General features: G+C 65.3%; 19 protein-coding genes. 8 read left to right on the top strand and 11 right to left on the bottom strand.

All coding sequences use genetic code 11. The features are described from left to right. The first annotated feature begins 89 nt into the window (after positions 1-89). The 4 genes from GDIA_RS04300 to GDIA_RS04285 all read left to right on the top strand — a co-directional run bounded on the left by GDIA_RS04300 (position 90) and on the right by GDIA_RS04285 (position 5446). Positions 90-1634, top strand: coding sequence for a sugar ABC transporter ATP-binding protein (locus GDIA_RS04300; RefSeq protein WP_012553400.1), 1545 nt, complete (start codon positions 90-92; stop codon positions 1632-1634). 31 nt (positions 1635-1665) lie between these two features. Beyond that, positions 1666-2649, top strand: coding sequence for an ABC transporter permease (locus GDIA_RS04295; RefSeq protein WP_012553399.1), 984 nt, complete (start codon positions 1666-1668; stop codon positions 2647-2649). Positions 2650-2715: 66 nt separating this feature from the next. After that, positions 2716-3660, top strand: a complete 945-nt coding sequence (locus GDIA_RS04290) for an ABC transporter substrate-binding protein (RefSeq protein ID WP_012553398.1) — start codon at positions 2716-2718, stop codon at positions 3658-3660. A 13-nt stretch (positions 3661-3673) separates the two neighbouring features. Beyond that, on the top strand, positions 3674-5446 hold the full coding sequence (locus GDIA_RS04285; RefSeq protein WP_012553397.1) for an L-fucose isomerase: 1773 nt from the start codon (positions 3674-3676) through the stop codon (positions 5444-5446). A gap of 23 nt (positions 5447-5469) precedes the next feature. Here GDIA_RS04285 and GDIA_RS04280 read toward each other — a convergent pair whose 3' ends face one another. The 6 genes from GDIA_RS04280 to GDIA_RS04255 are packed head-to-tail and all read right to left on the bottom strand — an operon-like array spanning position 5470 to position 9768. Continuing rightward, positions 5470-6117, bottom strand: a complete 648-nt coding sequence (locus GDIA_RS04280) for a methionine ABC transporter permease (RefSeq protein ID WP_012226728.1) — start codon at positions 6115-6117, stop codon at positions 5470-5472. Continuing rightward, positions 6098-7126 (bottom strand): methionine ABC transporter ATP-binding protein, encoded by a 1029-nt coding sequence (locus GDIA_RS04275; protein ID WP_012226726.1) that lies wholly within the window; start codon positions 7124-7126, stop codon positions 6098-6100. Before GDIA_RS04275 ends, GDIA_RS04280 begins: the two co-directional genes overlap by 20 nt. Continuing rightward, positions 7123-7935 (bottom strand): MetQ/NlpA family ABC transporter substrate-binding protein, encoded by an 813-nt coding sequence (locus GDIA_RS04270; protein WP_012553396.1) that lies wholly within the window; start codon positions 7933-7935, stop codon positions 7123-7125. The genes GDIA_RS04275 and GDIA_RS04270 overlap by 4 nt, the downstream gene beginning before the upstream one ends. Positions 7936-7967: 32 nt before the next feature. After that, a complete protein-coding gene (locus tag GDIA_RS04265; protein WP_012226722.1) occupies positions 7968-8579 on the bottom strand; it encodes an RBBP9/YdeN family alpha/beta hydrolase in 612 nt (203 codons plus the stop codon). 56 nt (positions 8580-8635) lie between these two features. Further along, entirely contained in the window at positions 8636-9115 is a 480-nt protein-coding gene (locus GDIA_RS04260) for a thioredoxin domain-containing protein (RefSeq protein ID WP_012226720.1), read from the bottom strand. Between the two features lie 20 nt (positions 9116-9135). After that, positions 9136-9768: a peroxiredoxin gene (locus tag GDIA_RS04255; RefSeq protein ID WP_012226718.1), complete on the bottom strand. Its 633-nt coding sequence runs from the start codon at positions 9766-9768 to the stop codon at positions 9136-9138. A gap of 528 nt (positions 9769-10296) precedes the next feature. On the opposite strand from GDIA_RS04255, the gene GDIA_RS04250 reads away from it, so the two are divergent. From GDIA_RS04250 to cysE, 4 genes are all read left to right on the top strand, one after another. Beyond that, the gene (locus GDIA_RS04250; RefSeq protein WP_012553395.1) at positions 10297-10527 is read left to right on the top strand and encodes a hypothetical protein; all 231 of its coding nucleotides are present in this window, start codon (positions 10297-10299) and stop codon (positions 10525-10527) included. Further along, entirely contained in the window at positions 10524-10823 is a 300-nt protein-coding gene (locus tag GDIA_RS04245; RefSeq protein ID WP_012226712.1) for a co-chaperone GroES, read from the top strand. The genes GDIA_RS04250 and GDIA_RS04245 overlap by 4 nt, the downstream gene beginning before the upstream one ends. A 25-nt stretch (positions 10824-10848) precedes the next feature. Then, positions 10849-12474, top strand: coding sequence for a chaperonin GroEL (gene groL, locus GDIA_RS04240; RefSeq protein WP_012226710.1), 1626 nt, complete (start codon positions 10849-10851; stop codon positions 12472-12474). Positions 12475-12667: 193 nt separating this feature from the next. Next, positions 12668-13429 (top strand): serine O-acetyltransferase, encoded by a 762-nt coding sequence (gene cysE, locus GDIA_RS04235; RefSeq protein WP_144880068.1) that lies wholly within the window; start codon positions 12668-12670, stop codon positions 13427-13429. Positions 13430-13443: 14 nt separating this feature from the next. On the opposite strand, the gene GDIA_RS04230 is transcribed toward cysE, so the two are convergent. The 5 genes from GDIA_RS04230 to GDIA_RS04210 form a co-directional block, all read right to left on the bottom strand. Further along, complete coding sequence (locus tag GDIA_RS04230) at positions 13444-14220, bottom strand: ABC transporter ATP-binding protein (protein WP_012553393.1); 777 nt, start codon at positions 14218-14220, stop codon at positions 13444-13446. Continuing rightward, positions 14214-15209 (bottom strand): ABC transporter permease, encoded by a 996-nt coding sequence (locus GDIA_RS04225; protein WP_012553392.1) that lies wholly within the window; start codon positions 15207-15209, stop codon positions 14214-14216. Before GDIA_RS04225 ends, GDIA_RS04230 begins: the two co-directional genes overlap by 7 nt. Then, the gene (locus tag GDIA_RS04220; RefSeq protein ID WP_012226700.1) at positions 15206-16267 is read right to left on the bottom strand and encodes an ABC transporter substrate-binding protein; all 1062 of its coding nucleotides are present in this window, start codon (positions 16265-16267) and stop codon (positions 15206-15208) included. The genes GDIA_RS04225 and GDIA_RS04220 overlap by 4 nt, the downstream gene beginning before the upstream one ends. A gap of 377 nt (positions 16268-16644) precedes the next feature. Beyond that, on the bottom strand, positions 16645-17373 hold the full coding sequence (locus GDIA_RS04215; protein ID WP_012553391.1) for an SDR family oxidoreductase: 729 nt from the start codon (positions 17371-17373) through the stop codon (positions 16645-16647). Between the two features lie 21 nt (positions 17374-17394). Beyond that, the gene (locus GDIA_RS04210; RefSeq protein ID WP_012553390.1) at positions 17395-17715 is read right to left on the bottom strand and encodes an ABC transporter permease subunit; all 321 of its coding nucleotides are present in this window, start codon (positions 17713-17715) and stop codon (positions 17395-17397) included. Positions 17716-18293 lie beyond the last annotated feature (578 nt).

Below are 18293 nucleotides of genomic sequence, written 5' to 3'. Positions count from 1 at the left end.
GGAACGATACACGCTAATAGTGTGCTAACACGACTTAGCAAAAGACCACAGAAAATAATCAAGCGAAGTCGCTGGGCCTGGAGAGGGCTATGACAGACAACCAAGGCAGCGCCGACGACGCGCCGGATGTGCCGGACCTGCTGGTCGCAACAGGGATCACCAAGCGGTTCCCGGGTGTGCTGGCGCTGGACGGCGTGAATTTTCATCTGCGCGCGGGCGAGGTGCATGCGCTCTGCGGTGAAAACGGCGCCGGCAAATCGACATTGATGAAGATCCTGTCCGGCCTGTACATTCCGGATGAGGGAACGCTGTATTTCCGGGGCCAACCCTGCCGCTTCGGCTCGATCCAGGACGCGCAGGATGCCGGGATCGCCATGATCCATCAGGAACTGAACCTGGTTCCCGACCTGACCGTGGCCGAAAACATCTTTCTCGCCCGCGAACCCCGGCGCGGGCCCTTTGTCGATCGGGCAAAGATGGCCGCGCAGGCGCGCGGAATCCTTGACAGGCTCGGCGTCGATATCGAACCGGACGCGCAGGTCAAATCCCTGTCGGTCGCGCGGCAGCAGATGGTGGAAATCGCCAAGGCCCTGTCGCTGGACGCCGATGTGCTGATCATGGACGAGCCCACCTCGTCCCTGACCGAGGCCGAGACGACGCAGTTGTTCCGCGTGATGAACGAACTGAAGCGCCAGGGCGTCGGCATCGTCTATATTTCCCACCGTCTTGACGAATTCCGTCATATCGTCGATCGCGTCACCATATTCCGGGACGGAAAATATGTCGCGACACAGCCTTTCGAGGCGATCAGCATCGACGAGATCGTGCGGCTTATGGTTGGGCGCGATCTGCGCGACAAATTTCCCGAACGGATTTCGGTCCCCGATGATCAGATCCTGCTGGATGTCCGTGGCCTGACGCGTCTTCCGGCCTTCCGCGACGTCAGCTTTTCATTGCGGCGTGGAGAAATTCTCGGCTTTGCCGGCCTGATGGGCGCCGGCCGGACCGAGGTCGCGCGCACGATCTTCGGTGCGGAGCCCGCGCAGGCGGGTGACATCATCCTGGACGGCAGGCGGCTGGACATCAGGTCGCCGATCGACGCGATCGCCCACGGCATCGCCTATCTGTCCGAGGACAGGAAGTTCGACGGCCTGGCGATCGGCATGTCGGTCGCGCATAATATCACGCTTGCGCATATCCACGATGTGTCCAATGCGTTCGGCCTTATCCGGGCCGATCGGGAACGGGAAGTCGCGCGCCAGTCGGTCGCCTCGCTCGATATCCGGACGCCGTCGGTTTCGCAGCCGGTACGCCTGCTGTCGGGCGGGAACCAGCAGAAGGTGGTCATCGGCAAGTGGCTGTACCGGGAATCGCGCATCCTGTTCTTCGACGAGCCGACGCGCGGTATCGATGTCGGCGCGAAGTTTGCCATCTACAAGCTGATCGACGCGCTGGCCGCGCGCGGAATCGGCATCGTCGTGATTTCCTCGGAACTGCCGGAGATCCTGGGCCTGACGGATCGGGTCGTGGTGTTTCACGAGGGAAGCATAACAGGCGTCCTGGACACGAAAACAACCAATCAAGAAGAGATCATGTCCTATGCTTCAGGCATCAAAAACAGTTCCGCAGCATGAAGGGCGTCCGCCCCTTATACCCGCGCGCCGGTTGTCCGACCGACAGAAGGACCTGATCCAGAAATTCGCGGCCCTGGGCAGCCTGGTCGTGATGATCGTGATTTTCGCCCTCACGTCGCGCGCGTTCTTTTCGGTAGATAACGGGCTGACCGTCGCGCTGCAGACCACGCAGATCGCCTATCTGGGGATCGGCGCCACCTGCGTGATCATTACCGGCGGCATCGACCTGTCCGTGGGGTCGGTGCTTGCCCTGTCCGGCGTGGTCGCGGCGCTCGCGGTGAAGGCCGGGGTTCCGGTTCCCCTGGGTTTCGCCATCGGAATCCTGACCGGCGGCGCGTGCGGCGCCATCAACGGGATCATCATCACATGGATGAAGCTGCCGCCGTTCATCGCGACGCTTGGCATGATGATGGTCGCGCGCGGCGTGGCGTTGCAGATCACCGGGGCACGGCCGGTTTCCGGGCTGGGGGATGCGTTCGGGGTGCTGGGAAACGGCGCCCTGTTCCGGATCGTTCGCGACGGCAGCGACGGGTTTCCGAACGTGGTGTTCGTGGGGATTCCCTATCCCGTCATCCTGATGGTCGTGCTCGCCGTGGTCGTGGCCATCATGCTCGGCCGGATGCCGATCGGACGGCATGCCTATGCCGTGGGGTCCAGCAGCGAGGCCGCGCGGCTTTCCGGCGTCAACGTGGCGCGGGTCAAGATGGTGGCCTATGGCATGTCGGGGCTGCTGGCCGGGCTGGCCGGATGTGTCCTGATGTCACGCCTGGTGACCGCGCAGCCGAATGAAGGCATCGCGGCCGAAATGGATGCGATCGCCAGCGCCGTGATCGGCGGTACGTCCCTGATGGGTGGGGTCGGGACGATTTCCGGTACCATGATCGGCGCGTTCGTGATCGGCATCCTTCGCAATGGCCTGAACATGAACGGCGTTTCCTACTTCATCCAGCAGATCGTCATCGGACTGGTCATCATCGGGACGGTCTGGATCGATCAGATGCGAATGAAGCGGTGAATGATACGGGCCGTATGCTGCTCCGTGGCTCGGCGACCGATAACAAGAAGAAAACAGGAATCGAACATGAGACGTCTTTTATGCGCGGCGACAATGCTGTGCGCCGCCGTTGCCGTGGGGCAGGCCCATGCGGCGGATCGCGGGATCGCGGTCATCGTCAAGACCGCCAATTCCAACTACTGGCAGAACGTCCGAAAGGGCGCCGCCGACGCCGTTGCGAAGGTAGAGAACTATACGATGACCTTTCAGGGACCGACGTCCGAATCCGCGGTCGCGGACCAGGTCAACATGGTCGCCGACGCCGTGACGCAGAAGGTCGCGGCCATCGTGCTGGCCCCGTCCGATCCGGATGCTCTGGTGCCCTCCATCCGCAAGGCGTGGGAGGCGCATATTCCCGTCGTGCTGATCGACAGCATGATTTCTGATTCGGGTGCCAAATATTACCAGTCCTTCCTCGCGACCGACAACGAGGCGGCGGGCGAGGCGCTGGGCAAGGAAATGGTCGATCATGTCGGACAGACCGGCAAGGTCGCGATCATGTCGTATGTGCCGGGTGTGGGGTCTGAAATCGGCCGGGTCGGCGGATTCAGGAAATATATCGCCGAACATTCGCATATCCAGATCGTCGGTCCCTTCTATTCGCAGTCCCAGATGGCCCTGGCCATGAACCAGACGACCGACGTGCTGGCCTCGAACCCCGATCTGAAGGGTATTTTCGCCGCCAACGAGATGACGGCGGTGGGCGTGGGCCGTGCGATCCAGCAGGCGGGAAAAAGCGGAAAGCTCTACGCCATCGCCTTTGATGGAAACGAGGACGAACAGGGGTTCGTCAGGAGCGGCACGTTCCAGTTGCTTGCCGTGCAAGGGTCCTACGCGATGGGCGCGAAGGGGGTCGAGACGGCGATCGGCGTCCTGACGGGGGCGAAGCCCACCAAATATGTCAACACGGGCGTGGTCTTCGTGACCAGGGCGAACCTGGATTCGCCGGAAGCCAAGCAGGTTCTGTATTGATCGGGAGGATGTCATGAACAGATCTTTGCCGAAAATCGGCATCCGCCCGATCATCGACGGGCGGCGCGGCGGCATTCGCGAATCGCTTGAAGACGTCACGATGGCGATGGCCCACCGCACGGCCGCGTTCCTGACCTCGGAATTGCGTCATGCCGGGGGCGAGGCCGTGGAGTGCGTGATCGCCGACACCTGCATCGCGGGATACGCCGAAGCCGCGGCGTGCGAAGAGAAATTCGCGTCCGCGCATGTCGGACTGTCGATTTCGGTGACTCCGTGCTGGTGTTACGGGGCGGAGACCATCGACATGGTGCCGGAACGCCAGAAGGCGATCTGGGGCTTCAACGGCACGGAACGGCCGGGCGCGGTCTATCTGGCGGCGGCGCTGGCGGCCCATAACCAGAAGGGGCTGCCCGCCTTTTCCATCTATGGACGGGATGTCCAGGATTCCGGCGACGAGGCGATCCCGCCCGACGTGCGGGAAAAACTGCTGCGGTTTGCCCGCGCGGGGCTTGCGGTCGCCACGATGCGCGGGCGCACCTACCTGTCGATCGGCGGCGTGTCGATGGGAATAGCGGGGTCGATCGTCGATCACGCCTTTTTCCGGTCGTGGCTGGACATGCGCGTGCAGGCCGTGGACATGACGGAATTGCGGCGCCGGCTCGACAGGAAAATCTACGACACGGCGGAACTGGAGACCGCCCAGGCCTGGGCGGACGCGCGGTTCCGTTTCGGCATCGAGCGCAACGCCCGTCCGCGTGACGCGGCCGGGAAACGCGAAATCCTGTCGGAAAGCCTGGCGATGACCCTGTGCATTCGCGACATGATGCACGGCAACGCGCGTCTGGCGGCAATGGGGTGGGCGGAAGAGGCGCTGGGCTATGACGCGATCGCGGCGGGTTTCCAGGGGCAGCGTCACTGGACCGACCAGTATCCGAACGCCGATGTCGCGGAGGCATTGCTGAACAGCTCGTTCGACTGGAGCGGCGCGCGCGCACCCAGTATCCTGGCGACCGAGAATGATTGCCTGAACGGGGCGACCATGCTGTTCGGCCTGCTGATGAGCGGCAAGGCCCAGATTTTCGCCGATGTGCGCACGTTCTGGTCGCCCGAGGCGGTGCAGCGGGTGACGGGACACCGGCTGGAAGGCAAAAGCGCGGGTGGAATCCTGCATCTGATCAACTCGGGCGCGGCCGCGCTGGACGGGTCCTGCGCCGTGCGCGACGCGCAGGGTGCGCCCACGATCAAGCCGCACTGGCAGGTGGACGAGGACGATATCTCCGCCCTGCTGGCCGCGACGGACTGGTGCCCGGGACTGGAGGAATATTTCCGGGGCGGCGGCTTTTCCAGCCATTTCGTGACACGGGGTGGCGTGGCCTTCACCATGGTGCGGCTGAACCTGGTCGCCGGAATCGGTCCGGTGCTGCAGATCGCGGAAGGCTGGAGCGTGGACCTGCCGCCTGCCGTGCATGCGGCCCTGGAAGCCCGCACGGACCCGAGCTGGCCGACGACCTGGTTCGTGCCGCGGCTGACGGGGCATGGCGCGTTCCGCGACGTCTATTCCGTCATGGCGTCATGGGGGGCGAACCATGCCGTGCTCGCGCACGGGCACGTGGGCGCGGACTTCGTGGCGCTCGCCGCCATGCTGAGGATTCCGGTGTGCATGCACAACCTGGACGAAGCGGCGATCGATCGCCCCAGCCTCTGGGGGGCGTTCGGTTCCGACAAGGAAGGACAGGACTATCGCGCCTGCGCCGCCCTCGGCCCGCTATACGGGCGCAGGGGCTGACGGCTCAGGCCCTGTTTTTGGCTCTAGCGGAGCCGTCGCGCCGCGAGGTTTCCGATCAACTGGATGATGGTGACCATGACGATCAGCACGGCCACGACCGACAGCATCACCTGGGTGTTGAATCGCTGGTAGCCGTAGCGGATCGCCAGGTCGCCCAGCCCGCCGGCACCGATGACGCCCGCCATGGCCGAGGCGCCGACGAGTGTGACCAGCGTGACGGTGAAGCCCGAGATCAGGCCGGGCAGGGCCTCCGGCAGCAGGACGTAGCGGACGACCATCCAGCGCGTGCCGCCCATCGCGCGCACCGCATCGACCAGGCCGCGATCGACCTCGCGCAGCGAAACCTCGGCGATGCGGGCGAAATAGGGCACGGCGGCGATCGCCAGCGGCACGATCGCGGCCCCGGTGCCCAGGGTGGTCCCGGCGACCAGACGCGTCAGCGGAATCAGCAGCACCAGCAGGATCATGAAGGGCACGGCCCGGACCGCGTCGATACCCAGGCCGAGGATACGCGAGAGTGCCGGCAGCGGATACAAGCCGCCCGGTGCGGTCGCGACCAGCAGGACCGCCAGCGGCAGGCCGCCGATGACCGCGATCAGGCCCGATGCCAGCACCATGTCCAGCGTCTCGACCGTCGCGCGCAGGACCAGATCAACGATCAGCCGGGACATACCCGATCACCTCCATGGACTGGCTGGCCTGCCGGATGAAATCGAGCGCCTCGGCGGACTGGTCCGACAGGCGCAGGACGAATTCGGCGCCGGCACGGCCCGAGATGTCGCCGACCGTTGCCTGCACGACCGTCACGTCCAGTCCGAAGCGGCGGCCCAGCGTGGACAGAAGGGGCGTCTGGCCTGCCGGCGCGTCCAGGACGACGTGCAGGACCGGATGGGCGCCCTGGGATGGCGCGTCGCGCAGGGCGTCCATCACATCGTCCGGAACGCGGGGCCGGCCTTCGGACAGGAAGGCGCGCGTGACTGGGTGGCGGGTCGCGCCGCCCAGCAGCGCGGCGGTCGGGCCGTCCTCGACGATCCGGCCCTGGTCCAGGACCAGGACGCGCCGGGCGATGCGACGGATGACCTCCATCTCATGCGTGATCAGGATGATGGTCAGCCCGAGCCGCCGGTTGATGTCGAGGAGGAGGTCGAGAATCGAGACGGTCGTTTCGGGGTCCAGCGCCGATGTGGCCTCGTCGCACAACAGCAGCGCCGGCTGCGCGGCCAGGGCCCGGGCAATGCCCACGCGCTGTTTCTGGCCGCCCGACAACTGGCTGGGCCGTTTCCGTTTGTGCCCGGACAGCCCGACCAGTTCGATCAGTTCCGCCACCCGCGCCGCGCGTGCGGCTTTCGGCACGCCCGCGATTTCCAGCGGCAGCGCGACGTTGCCGGCGACGGTCCGGGACTGCAGCAGGTTGAAATGCTGGAACACCAGCCCGATGCGCCGCCGGACCTGCACCAGCCGGCTTTCCGGCAGGGCGGTGATGTCCTCGCCTTCGATCACGATCCGGCCGCTGTCCGGCCGTTCCAGGCCGCTCAGGCAGCGCAGCAATGTCGTCTTGCCCGCGCCCGACCGGCCGATGACGCCCAGAATCTCGCCGGGATGGACCTCGAAATCGATATCCTGAAGCGCGGTATGGCCGGCGAAGCGGCGCGACGCGTGCTCGACCCGCAGAAGGCTCATCCCCATGCCGGAACGATCGCACCATGGTAGACGTCCAGGATTCCCTGGCGGACGTCCGGCTGCTGGAAGGCATGGACCAGCGGGGCGACCCAGGGGGCGTGCTCGTCCTGCGCGTTGACGGCGATGAAGTTGACGTAGGGGTTGCCGGCCAGTGCTTCCTGGCCGATCCGCTGCCGGCTGACCTGGATACCGGCCTTGAGGGCCCAGTCGGTATTGACCACCGCCGCGTCCAGGTCGGGCAGCGCGCGGCCCACCATCCCGGCATCCAGTTCCTTGATGGTCACGTTGCGCGGATTGTCGGCGATATCCAGCGCGGTGGGCAGAAGGCCCGCCGAGGGGGTCAGGGTGAACAGGCCCAGCGATTCAAGCAGATGCAGGGCGCGCCCTTCGTTGCTCGGGTCGTTGGGGACGCCGATCACGGCGCCGCCGGGCAGGTCCCTGACCGATTTCCAGCGGCTGGAATACAGGCCGATCGGCGAGAAGTAGGTATTGCCGACCGCAACGATGCGATAGCCGCGCGCCGCGATCTGGGCCGACAGGAACGGCCCGTGCTGGAAGGCGTTGGCGTCCAGTTCATGGTCGGCCAGTGCCTCGTTGGGCGCGTTGTAGTCCGAGAACGTGACGACCTTCAGCATCAGGCCGGCCTGGGCGGCATGGACGGCGGCGATACGCCAGATATCTTCATCCTCGCCAGCCATGATGCCGATCCGCAGGGTCGTCGGCGCGGCCGCGTGGGCGACATGCGAAAAGGGTGTCGCGGCCAGCAGGGCAAGCAGCGAACGGCGGCGCAGGGGCAACGGGGGCGTCATTGGCACTCCTTGAAGTGAAACGGCTGGCGGCGTCAAGGCAGCGCGTGCGCCAGTTGCAGCAGGGCCGACAATCCGTCCGGCCACAGCCCGACGCCCGATGCGCTGCCGATATGCCCGATCCGCCCGGCATCGATCAATGTCGATCCCCACCGTGTCGCCAGGGTCGCGGCGCGGGCCGGCGACAGCCATTCGTCGTTCCGGCTGGCGACCAGGATGGAGGGTAGCGGCAGCCGGACACCCGGCAGCGGGGCGAAACCGGTGACCCGGCGGGCGTCCGGCCCGGCATAGTGCTCGACATCGGCGGGCGCTACCAGCAGGGCGCCGACCGCGCGCCCCAGGCGGTGTTCGGACGCCCGCCGCGCCACCAGGACGGCGCCGAGACTGTGCGCGACAAGGATGGCCGGGCGCCGGCAGGCCTGCAAGGCATGGCGCAGACCGTTGCTCCATGCCTGATAGGTGGGATTCGCCCAGTCGCGCTGGATGACCCGGCGTACCGTGACACCCTGCAGGCGCAGGGCGTTCTCCCACCGGGACTGCCAGTGATCGGGACAGGAGCCGTGGAGGCCGGGCACGATCACGATTTCGAAAGCCGAGAGAAGCGCCAGCGCGGGGGTGACGTGATTCGGGGAATCGACGGCCGACATCGCTGTGCCTCCGGGATCGATAATGGTCATGGTCGGTGATTTTGCGGTTCGGGGCTTCAGGCCGCACGTCTGTCGCGTAGTGCGGCACAGCCCGTATCGCAGGCTTCCACGACCTGGATGATTTCAGCGAAGTCCCGGTTGCGCGACGGGGGATAGGACACCGTCGTCCGGATCGTCCGGGCCGGGTCCAGGACGAACACCATATGTTCGTCCAGCGTCGTGCCGGCCGGTCCGACATCCACGCTGAAGCCGCGCCAGAGGGCGGCGACACCTTCGGCGCCGTCCTGGATGATCGGAAACTCCAGGCTTTCGACCTGCCTTGCTTCGTGGCCTGACGATGCCAGGCCGAGCAGCCGGACCGGCCGCGCGCCGGACCGGGCCCAGGCAACGGCGCTGCGCAGGCTCTGCGGGCTGTAATCGTCCGGGTGGGTGACGACGATGCCCCACCCCCCGGCCAGCCACGCGTGGAAGCGGACCGGCCCCAGTGCCGTATCGATCGTGAAATCCGGTGCGGTCCAGCCGGGGAAGAGCGCCATGGCCTGTATCCTGAAACGCGCTATCGCGGTTGCGGGACAAGCCGCAGATAGGGCAGCACCGTCTTCCAGCCGGCGGGAAAAAGGCTACGGGCCTGTTCGTCGCCGACCGAGGGCGCGATGATGACTTCGTCGCCGTTCGTCCAGTTGGCCGGGGTCGTGACCTTGTGGGCGTCGGTCAGTTGCAGGCTGTCCAGCACCCGCAGCACTTCGTCGAAGTTCCGGCCGGCCGACGGCGGGTAGGTCAGCGTCAGGCGGACCTTCTTGCTGGGATCGATGATGAAGACCGTGCGGACCGTCACCTTGGGATCGGCCGACGGATGGATCATGTCGTACAGGGCCGCGACCGTTCCGTCCGCGTCGGCGATGATCGGGAAATTGACCGACGCCCCCTGGCTCCGGGCGATATCGCTCTCCCATTCCGAATGGCTGCCGACCGGATCGACGGACAGGCCGATCACCTTGGTATTCCGTTTCGCCCATTCGGGTGCCAGCTTCGCGACGGCGCCGAGTTCCGTCGTGCAGACCGGCGTGAAATCCTTGGGGTGGCTGAACAGGATGCCCCAGGAATCGCCCAGCCAGTCATGGAAGCGGATCGGGCCGAAGGTGGTTTCCTGCTCGAAATCGGGAGCGATCTCCCCGAGATGAATGGTCATTGGACTGGATTCCCCTTGCCTGTGATGGCCGCCATGCCGGCAGGACACCAGATAACGGCATTCGGTCGTTCTTTTCAATATATAACTATCGAAAATGTTATATAAAGGTCGCATCCGTGCGCACTGAAAGCGCCTATGGAACCAGGCATGATCCGGGGAACGGGCCCGATCCTGGCCCGCGCGATTGGGAATTATAACCAACACATTGAAAATAATATAAATTATATAAACCGGCGGGACTGGGTCCAAAAAGCACTCAATAAATAGTTATATAATATATAACCAAAATTCGGCGGGTTTATGTGTTGACCGGCGGCCTGCCGCCTGTATGATCACCCTTGTTCGCCGCGATGGGCGACGATCGACCGGAGTGGTTCACATGATTCAGGCGACTGCACGAATGTGCCGCATCGAACGATGTAGCGCGGCGTGTGCCGGCCACGGGGCGCCGGCGCACACCGGATAGAACGCCGGCGGGAAACCGTCGGCCGAATCCCGCCTGTGCGGGGTCGAAAAGGCGGCAACCCGATGCTTGAATCCCATATCGTCGAAATCGACGGCACGTTTCTCGGCACCGTCATCCTGGAGGATGACCACGAGACGCGGCGCTTCTATGCCACGCACGACAGCGTGCGGGCTTTCCATAACCGGACCCTGACAGGGCATGACGACCTGACGTGGCAGGTCGCGCGGCTGTTTCGGCGCGCGCGCGCCCGCCTGTCCGGTCATTCGACTATTCCGAAGGAAAATTTGTCATGAGCAGCTTTCGCCCCCTGCATGACCGCGTGGTCCTGCGGCGCATCTCCCCGACCGAAAAGACGGCCGGCGGCATCATCATTCCCGACACCGCCCAGGAAAAGCCGGTCGAAGCCGTGGTGGTGGCGGTCGGTCCCGGCGCCCGTGACGATCGCGGAGAGATCGTGCCGCTCGAGGTCCGCGCCGGCGATCACGTCCTGTTCGGGAAATGGTCGGGCACCGAGGTCAGGATCGCGGGCGAGGACCTGCTGATCGCCAAGGAATCCGACCTGTTCGGTATCGTCGGGTCCACGCGCTGACATCTCAGGGACAGGAAAAACTTCAATGGCCAGCAAAGACGTCAAGTTCGCCGGCGACGCACGGGCGCGCCTGCTTTCCGGAATCGACACGCTTGCCGACGCGGTCAAGGTGACGCTGGGGCCGAAGGGCCGCAACGTCGTCATCGACAAGAGCTTCGGCGCGCCAAGGATCACCAAGGACGGTGTCACGGTCGCCAAGGAGATCGAACTGTCCGACAAGTTCGAGAACCTGGGCGCGCAGCTTCTGCGTGAGGTCGCCAGCAAGACCAACGACCTGGCGGGCGACGGGACGACGACCGCGACCGTCCTGGCGCAGTCCATCGTGCGCGAGGGGCTGAAGGCGGTCGCCGCCGGTTTCAACCCGCAGGACGTCAAGCGCGGAATCGATCACGCGACGACCGCGGTGATCGAGGAACTGCGGACGCGTACCCGCCCGATCGCGACCCGGGAGGAAACCGCCCAGGTGGCCACGATTTCGGCCAACGGCGAGGTGGAAATCGGCCGCATCATTTCCGAGGCGGTGCAGAAGGTCGGCAAGGACGGTGTGATCACCGTCGAGGAAGCCAAGGGATTCGAGACCGAACTGGACGTAGTCGAGGGGTTGCAGTTCGACCGGGGCTATATCTCGCCCTATTTCGTGACGAACAGCGAGAAGCTGATCGCGGACCTGGAAAATCCCTATATCCTGATCCATGAAAAGAAGCTGTCGTCGCTGCAGCCCCTGCTGCCGCTGCTGGAGAACGTGGTCAAATCCGGGCGCCCGCTGCTGAGCATCGCCGAGGATGTCGAGGGCGAGGCCCTGGCGACCCTGGTGGTGAACAAGTTGCGCGGCGGGCTGAAGATCGCGGCTGTCAAGGCGCCGGGCTTCGGCGACCGGCGCAAGGCCATTCTGGAGGATATCGCGATCCTGACGGGTGGCGAGGTCATCAGCGAGGATCTGGGCATCAAGCTGGAAAGCGTGACGCTGTCGCAGCTTGGCCAGGCGCGGCGCATCGTGATCGACAAGGACAACACGACCATCGTCGACGGCGAGGGCGACGCCGACGCCATCAAGGGCCGCGTCGGGCAGATCCGCGCGCAGATCGAGGAAACCACCTCGGACTACGATCGGGAAAAATTGCAGGAGCGCCTGGCGAAGCTGGCGGGCGGAGTGGCCATCATCCGGGTCGGCGGTTCGACCGAAATCGAGGTGAAGGAGCGCAAGGATCGCGTCGATGACGCGCTGAACGCCACGCGCGCGGCCGTCGAGGAAGGCATCGTCCCGGGCGGCGGGACCGCGCTGGCGCGCGCGGCGGAGGTCGTGGCGCGGCTGCAGTTCCATAATGACGACCAGCGCATCGGCGGCGACATCGTCCGCAAGGCATTGCAGGCGCCGCTGCGCCAGATCGCGGAGAATGCCGGCGAGGACGGTGCGGTCGTGGCCGGAAAGGTGCTGGAGAACGGCGCATACAATTTCGGATTCGATGCGCAGATCGGCGAATTCAAGGATCTGGTCGCCGCCGGCATCATCGACCCGACCAAGGTCGTGCGCACGGCCCTGCAGGACGCGGCCTCGGTCGGCAGCCTGCTGATCACGACCGAGGTCCTGGTCACCGAAAAGGCCGAACCCAAGCCGGCCGCCCCACCGGCGGGTGCCGACCTCGGATACTGACCAAGGATGCCCAGGGGTTGCGCCGGACCGGTCGTCCGGCGCAACCGCCTGCATCGCCAGGGGCTGAAGCGGAAAAGACATGCCAGGACACGTCACGAGTTTACGCGCCTATCTCGACCAGGGCCGCGCGGTGCCGCTGACCGCGCGGGTCAGGCAGCACGCGCCGTCCTCGACGGCCGCGCTGTGGCAGGCCATGCGGGCGGAGGTGCGTGGATGTCGCGACGTGGTCCTGAAGGATCTTCTGCGCCCGTCCATTCTCGACCAGCCGGATTTCGCGACGGCACTGGCTTTCCTGCTGTCACGGAAGCTCGACAGCGACCTGCTCCGCAAGGCCACCCTTTTCGGGCTGGTCCGCGATTTCCAGCGGGCGCGGCCCCAGTCCGTCGATGCGGCGGCGGCCGACCTGCATGCCATCTGCGACCGGGACCCTGCCGCGACGGATTCCGTGACGCCGTTCCTGTTCTTCAAGGGATTCCATGCCATCCAGTGCCACCGCGTGGCGCACTGGCTGTGGCAGGAAAACCGCCGGACGCTCGCGCATTATATCCAGAGCCGGGCTTCCGAACTGTTCGCGGTGGACATTCATCCCGCGGCGCGCCTGGGGCAGCGGATTCTGTTCGATCACGGCACGGGCATCGTCGTCGGGGAAACCGCCGTGATCGAGGATGACGTCGCCCTGCTGCAGAACGTGACCCTGGGCGGCACCGGCAAGGAAGCCGGCGACCGGCATCCGAAAGTCCGGCGTGGGGCCCTGATCGGTACCGGCGCCAAGGTCCTGGGCAATATCGAGATCGGCGAAGGGGCGAAGGTCGGGGCGGGTGCCATCGTACTGCGCCCTGTCGCCCCCTTCACCACGGTCGTGGGCAATCCGGCGCGTCCGGTGGGCGAGAGGCATGAGGGCCTGCCGTCGCTGACCATGGACCAGAGCCTGCCGCCGGTGGATTACGTGATCTGACGGTTGGCTGGCGGCTACCAGTCCTCGCTGTGGCCCAGCCGGACCAGGATCTCGCGGCGCAGCGTCAGGAGGCGCGGATCGTCGCGATGGCGGTGATAGGGCAGGTCGATCGCGATGTCCGAAAGCACGCTCGCCGGCCGCGCGCTGAACGTTACCACGCGGGTGGCCAGCAGCAGCGCTTCCTCCACGTCATGCGTGACCATGATGACGGTGAAGCCGCGCCTTTGCCACAGGCGCAGCAATTCCGTCTGCATCGTCAGCCGCGTCAGGCTGTCCAGCTTGCCCAGCGGTTCGTCCAGGATCAGCAGTCTCGGATCGTTGACCAGTGCCCGGGCCAGGGCCGCGCGCTGCGCCATGCCGCCCGAAAGCTGGTGCGGCCAGGCGCGTTCGAAGCCCTTCAGCCCCACCATGTCGATCGCGGCATCGATGGCCGCGTCGTCGCGCCGGCCCGCGATGTCCTGGCTGAGCGCCACGTTGGCGCGCACGGTGCGCCAGGGATAGAGCGTCGGGTCCTGGAACATGACGATACGGTCGGGCCCCGGGCCCGTGACCGGCACGCCGTCCGCCAGAATTTGCCCCGAACGCGGCGGTTCCAGCCCCGCGATCAGGCGCAGCAGGGTCGATTTGCCGCACCCGGACGGACCCAGCAGCGCCACGAACTCGCCCGGCGCGATATCAAGGCTGACATCCTGGATTACCGGCTGGAAGGCGCCGCCGATCCGGTAGCCGTGGTGAATGCCGCGAAGCCGGATGCCCAGCGGTGCTGTCTGTCCGACCGGAGAGGTCACCATTTCAGCCCGTCCTTCTGCCAGCCGAGAATCCGGTCCCGTACCTTGAACAGGATCGTGACCAGCCCCGTGCACATCAGCGACATGACCAGGAGCGCGGCATACATGTTGGGATAGGCCGCCCATCCCTGGGCCCACTGCATGTAAAAGCCCAGCCCGGATTTCACGCCAAGCATTTCGGCGACCACCAGCACCACGAAGGACATGCCCAGGCCCATGAACAGCCCGACGAAGATCTGGGGCATGGCGGCGGGCAGCGCCACCCGCAGGACAAGGAAGCGGTCCCGTGCGCCCATGGTGCGCGCCACGTCGTAATAGGCCGGGTCGACCGCGGCCACGCCGGACCAGGTCAGGACGGTGATCGGAAAACCGGAGCCAAGTGTCATCAGCGCCTCGCTGGCCAGCCAGTTCGAGGGAAACAGCACCATGGCAAGCGGCAACAGGGCCACCGGGGGCAGGGGACCGATCAGGCGGACGAAGGGCAGCGCCCAGTAGCGGAAGCGCCGCGACCGGCCCAGGCCCAGCCCCGTCGCGATGCCCAGGGTGGCCCCGGTCGCGTAGCCCACCGCCAGCAGGCCGAGCGAGTGCAGCAGGCTGTCGCCCAGCCGTTTCCAGTCGGTCAGGAACACATCCAGCAGGTCCTGCGGCGTTCCGAAGAACGGCCGTGGCAGCAGCAGCAGCTTGGCCTGCGCGACCTCCCACGCCGCGAGGCCGAGGCCGAGCGCGATCATCCAGGGGCCGCGCGCCGAAAGACGCCGCACTGCCGCCGCCGCCAGCAGCGCGACGCCGATGCCGGCGAACACGCCGGCGAGGATGTCGGTATCCGGAAAATCGTCGGCGTCCGGCCAGCGCCAGGTCAGCAGGGCCGCGACGAACCACGCCGGGCCGGCTACCCAGGGCAGAAGGGCGCGCGACGAAATGTGCGCATTCGCGCGGACATGGGGCCGATCCTCCGCGACGGACCCGATGGCCTGGGTCGTCTCGCCGTTCATGCGCTGAACAGGTCCTGCGTGACGCGCACCGCGAAACGGGTGGTGTCGAACGAGGGACGGAACACGCCGATATCCTTCAGGGCGTTGGCGTAGAGCACGATCTCGTCGCGGAACGTGCCGCCCCGTGCCTGGTGATGGTGTCCCTGGAGGCGGATCATGGCGGCGATGTCTTCCGCCGTCGCCCTGGGCGCGTAGGGCTGGAAGATGCGGCCCGCCTCGTCCGGATTGCAGGACAGCCACGCGCCGGCATCGAGGATGGCGCGCGTGACCGCGACGGCAACCTGTGGCTCCTCCCGGATCAGGCTGCCGCGCAGCCCGATCACGCAGCATGCGACATGCGCCCAGTCGCCGTGCATGCTGCTGTCGATCTCGGCCAGCCCGAACTGGCGTTTCTGAAGGTAGCTGTAAGGATCGCTGCCCGTGATTGCCTGGACCTCGCCGCGTTGCAGGGCGATGGGCAGCAGGTCCGGGGGGTACTGGCGCCACTGCACTTCGGATTCCGGGTCGATGCCGATCTTCTTCAGGCGGATACCGAAGAAATTCCGGTCGGGGCCGCCCATGTCGGTAACACCCACGATCTTGCCGCGCAGGTCCGCAAGCTGCGTGACGGCGCCCTTGGGCGGGGCGAGCAGGTACAGGCACCCCGCATGGAGGCCCGCGACCAGCTTCACGTCGAACCCCTGTTGCAGCGGCTTGAGCCAGCGCAGCGCCATGCCGGGGGCACCGTCGGCCTTGCCGGTCGCAAGTGCCTCAAGCAACTGGTCGGTCGAGCCGGCGAAATTCACGTAGTCGATGTCCAGGTTGTGCCGCGCGAAGAATCCCTTGGCTTTCGCGACCGGCACCGCCGCGGTGCAGATCGAATTCTGGTTCCACGCGATGGTCAGCTTGCGTGGCGGCCCGGCGAGCGGGATGATCGCGCCCGGCGCCGCACCCGCGCAGGCCATGTCGCCGGTCATGCCGTCGGACGCGGCGGCGCGCCCGGCGCCGATGAACGGAAGGGCCAGGCCAGCGGCTGTGGCCAGCGCCGCACGACGGGAGAGAGGGGGAAGTTCGGACATGATGCTACCCTGACGGACCGGAGCGGGATGCTCCTCACGTGAAATCGCGGCGCCCCGAACCGGCCGGCAGGGCTCCGGAGCATATCCATATTAACGTATACAAATCGTCATATGGTTATATTTGTCCCGTTCCTGCTTTACGCACAAGTGTCAAATTCCTCAATTAACGATAAATAGTCGTTAAATACGTGCGTTCAACCACCTGATGCGCGGACGCATGGCCGTGTTCGGCCCGATTACAGGGATGAGCCGCCCGTGGCCGGAGCGACAAGTCGTAAAGCTTCGGCCCAGGGGCGCGCGACTGTGCCCTGGCCGGGACTTTCCCGGGGCGTCGCGCGCAACCGGCGCGCGGGCCGCCGGTACAGTTCATCTGATGATCATACGTCGAAATGATGCGGCAGAAGCACCAGGTCGCGGACGATGACCCCCTTGCGGCGGGTCAGCATGAACATCACGGCTTCGGCGACTTCGTTGGCTTCCATCATCGCACCGGCCTCGATATTGGCCTTTAGCCGCGCCGGGTCCCAGTCCTTCAGCAGGGGAGTCACGACGGGGCCGGGCTGGATCGCGCCGATGCGGATGCCGAACTGGGCCACCTGGCGGCGCACCGTATGAACGAAAGCCTGTACGGCGTGCTTCGATGCGGTGTAGATCGGCTCCGCCATGATCGGGACCACGCCGGCGATGGAACTGGTCACGATGATGTCGCCGGATTCCTGCTTCATCATCTGCGGCAGGGCCGCGCGGACCGAACGGAATGCCGCATTGATGTTCAGGTGCAGCATCGGGTCCCAGCTATCGGGGTTTCCTTCCCAGACGTTGCCGCCGACATAGGCGCCCGCGTTGGCATGGAAGATGTCCAGTTGCCCTTTCTCGCCGACGATGCGGGAAACGGCGGCATCTACCGTCGGGTAGTCAAACAGGTCGACAACGCAGGCATGGGCCTTGCCGCCCAGTTCGGCCGCCGCCTTGTCCAGCGCGGATGCGTCACGGTCCAGCAGATAGACCTCAGCGCCCGCATCGATCATGTGACGGACGCATTCCAGGCCGATGCCCGACGCCGCGCCGGTCACGGCCGCGATCTTGCCTTCAAGAGAGTTCGTCATGGTGGTTATCCTTGTCAGAAGTCACAGAGAGCCCCATTCAGCGCGCCATGCCGGCAAACCCGTCCAGCGCTCCTTGCCGGCGCGACGCCGGCGGCTGATGAAGATGGTCAGCAGGGTGATGGCATCCGCGTTGGTCTGGCCGCTCATCAGCCGCGAACGCGGGACCACGCCCGACAGCGCGGCGGTAAAGCCGCTGATCAGGTAGACGATGATCTTGCAGCGCCGGGCGTCGATGCCGGACAGGCGGACGGCTTCCTCATTGCTCCCGATGGCGTAGATGAAACACCGATCTTCAGCGGGTCGGCGCAGGCGGTCCGGGACAGGGCGGTACCACCCAGGCACAGGACAGCCAGGGCAAGAGAAAGCGTGGGATTTTCACGGGACACCTTCTGGAATTTTATCGTTCCAGATGATCGACACCTGGAATCATCTTGTTTGTTTCCGCAGATACGTCTTCTTGCTTTTTCTTGACGCGGACGTTTTTCGAAGCAGACCCTGCCGGCAGGAAACATCCCGAAACCGTCCGATTTCGTCTCTTTTACTCCATGCACGAACGCTTGACCAAGTCCAGACAATTGTCGGGCAGACCGTTCGTATCGGTGCCTCTGTGGCAGATGAGCAAACTCTCATAATCGTGTAATGACGATGGCGAACCAACTTTTGTACGAGGCGTTCTGAGGGCCGTAGGCGTGGAGATTACCGAGGTTTATAAAATCTTGTAAAAATCATTAGAGTAATCGGATGATAAAAATGAATAAAATCTGGTTGCCAGCCCGAAATCGAGTCCACGCAGATAAATGGGGTATATCGCTCCGGCTCGGAAAGTAGAACATAAAAAAGAAATCATAAGATCCGTCTAAACAATGCTTCTCCATCGACCGTGGATCATGGTGCGGGGGTGAGGCGTTGGCCGAAACCGA

Source organism: Gluconacetobacter diazotrophicus PA1 5, assembly GCF_000021325.1.
Taxonomy (GTDB): domain Bacteria; phylum Pseudomonadota; class Alphaproteobacteria; order Acetobacterales; family Acetobacteraceae; genus Gluconacetobacter; species Gluconacetobacter diazotrophicus.
This window is presented reverse-complemented; position numbering and strand designations above follow the sequence as displayed.